The organism is Oleiphilus sp. HI0043, from assembly GCF_001634935.1.
In genome coordinates this window covers 1-2,288 of the sequence record NZ_LWEY01001221.1, presented here as the reverse complement: position 1 = coordinate 2,288, position 2,288 = coordinate 1, and the positions used below count along the sequence as shown (strand labels likewise).

The following is a 2,288-nucleotide window of genomic DNA, read 5'->3' as shown; positions in this document are numbered from 1 at the left end:
GCTACCAAGTCAGTACCGGTAATCAGCTCTGTCACCGGGTGCTCTACCTGTAAACGGGTATTCATTTCCAGGAAGTAGAAGTTCTTATCTGAGTCGACCAAGAATTCAACCGTCCCTGCACCGACGTAATTGCAAGCTTTGGCTGCTTGTACAGCCGCTTCACCCATGCGCTGGCGAAGTTCAGGGTCGACAAATGGCGAAGGCGCTTCTTCAACCACTTTTTGGTGGCGACGCTGGATAGAGCAGTCGCGTTCACCAAAATAAACAGCATTACCGTACTTGTCGGCGAAGACTTGAATTTCAATATGACGAGGTTTGATCACGGCACGCTCAAGAATCAGCTCACCACTGCCAAAAGCATTCTCAGCTTCTGAACTAGCTGTTTTGATTTGTGCTTCCAGCTCGCTCTCTTCAAAAACCAGACGCATACCACGTCCACCACCACCGGCAGAGGCTTTTACCATAATAGGGAAGCCGATGGTTTGGGCTTCTTTTAGGAGTGTCTCAATGTCTTGATCAGCACCTTCATAACCAGGGATACAAGGCACACCGGCCTTGGTCATAGCGATCTTTGATAAACGTTTGCTACCCATAAGCTCGATTGCTGCAGAAGGTGGGCCGATAAATTCAATATTGGCCTTTTCGCAAGCGTTGGCGAAGTCACAGTTTTCAGACAAGAAGCCATAGCCAGGGTGAATGGCGCCAGCGTCAGTTAGTTTAGCGGCCTCAAGGATTTTGTCTGCGACTAAATAGGATTCGCCTACTGGTGCTGCACCAATACATACCGCTTCGTCTGCGTTAAGAACATGTGGCGCACCCGCATCAGCTTCACTGTAAACCGCAACGGTTTTATAGCCGAGCGACTTAGCTGTACGCATCACACGAACGGCAATTTCTCCACGGTTTGCAACTAATACTTTTTCGAATGTCACTTGTTTAGACATCTTAATACTCTCTTTTTATCGTTATTCCCTCGAAGGCGGGAATCCATTGTTTTGATGATAACTGACTACTCTGCCCAGCTAGGCAATCTCTTCTGTACAAAGGCCATGGTGCCTTCCTGGCCTTCCTTACCTTGTACTGCTTTTGAGAAGGAATGGGCTGCAGAGTCTAATAACTCTTCCAATGGTTGTTTGCCGACTCCGAGTATCAGTTCTTTCGTGATACGGTTAGCATCTGGTGCACAGCGTTTAACTTGGCTAAGTACTGATTCTAGGGCTTCTTCAAGTGCTTCACTTGTTTCATGTGCCTCGTGAACAATGCCCAGCTCCTTAGCTTCCTGACCGTTAAAACAAGACCCTAATAAGGCTAGACGTCTCGCTTGGGTTAAGCCAATGCGTGTCACGACAAATGGAGCGATTTGAGCCGGTGGAATACCCAGGCCGGTTTCAGGTAAGCCAAATTTTGCGTCACTAGAGGTTAGGGCAACGTCGGAAATACAGGCAAGGCCAAAGCCTCCGCCCAGGACTGCCCCCTCTGTGACCACAATGAGTACCTGTGGAATCTGATTCGCATAAGTAATCATGCGTCCAAATTCGCGGTTCAGCTCGTAGAACGGGTCGTTTTGATCAGCAGTTTTAGAGCCTTCCGCCATACGGGCACCTGCCATATCTTTAATATCGCCGCCAGCGCAGAAGTGGCCTTCTGCGCCCCGTAATACTACTGCACGAATGTCTTCCTGTGTTTGAATACTTTCAAACACAGCCATTAACTCTTTAACCATTTTTAGGCTCATCGCATTGCGAGTTTTAGGGCGGTTGAGTGTGATATGCAGTTCATGGTCTCGCTGTTCAAGTAATAGTGTTTCGGTTTCTGGTAAAGTCATAGTTAGTGATCTCTTCGTCATTTAATAATTTACATAATAGATCCCGGCTAAAAAGAATGCCGGGATGACGAGGAAGGGTTTACTTCTTCTTGCCGGGTAAAATACCCATTAGCTTGCAGATAATGCCGAGCATGATTTCATCTGCACCGCCGCCAGTAGATACTAGGCGTACGTCACGCATGGCGCGAGATACTTCGTTGTCCCACATGTAACCCATGCCACCCCAATATTGTAAACAAGAATCGGTTACTTCTCGGCCCAAGCGGCCTGCTTTTAGCTTCGCCATAGAAGCAAGCTTGCTGACATCCTGCTTGTTGATATAACCTTCAACTGCCTGATAAGTCAGGGCTCGAAGGGCTTCGATTTCAGTTTGTAATTCTGCAAAGCGGAAGTGAATTACCTGATTATTAATCAGAGGCTGACCGAAGGTCTCTCGTTGCTTACAGTAATCGATAGTGCTGTT

Annotated in this window: 3 protein-coding genes; all 3 read right to left on the bottom strand. The window is 47.6% G+C overall.

Annotated elements, in window-relative coordinates; translation table 11 throughout:
- Window positions 1–944: acetyl/propionyl/methylcrotonyl-CoA carboxylase subunit alpha (locus tag A3729_RS14930; protein WP_156497965.1), on the bottom strand; the 944-nt coding region annotated here is incomplete at its 3' end.
- Window positions 945–1,009: 65 nt separating this feature from the next.
- On the bottom strand, window positions 1,010–1,825 hold the full coding sequence (locus A3729_RS14925; protein ID WP_068634026.1) for an enoyl-CoA hydratase/isomerase family protein: 816 nt from the start codon (window positions 1,823–1,825) through the stop codon (window positions 1,010–1,012).
- A 79-nt stretch (window positions 1,826–1,904) separates the two neighbouring features.
- A partial coding sequence (locus A3729_RS14920) for an acyl-CoA dehydrogenase family protein (protein ID WP_197475866.1) occupies window positions 1,905–2,288 on the bottom strand: 384 nt, incomplete at its 5' end.

Excerpts from the sequence above, each read along its gene's own strand:
- A3729_RS14925 (WP_068634026.1), bottom strand. The coding sequence starts at position 1,825 with ATGACTTTACCAGAAACCGAAACACTATTACTTGAACAGCGAGACCAT.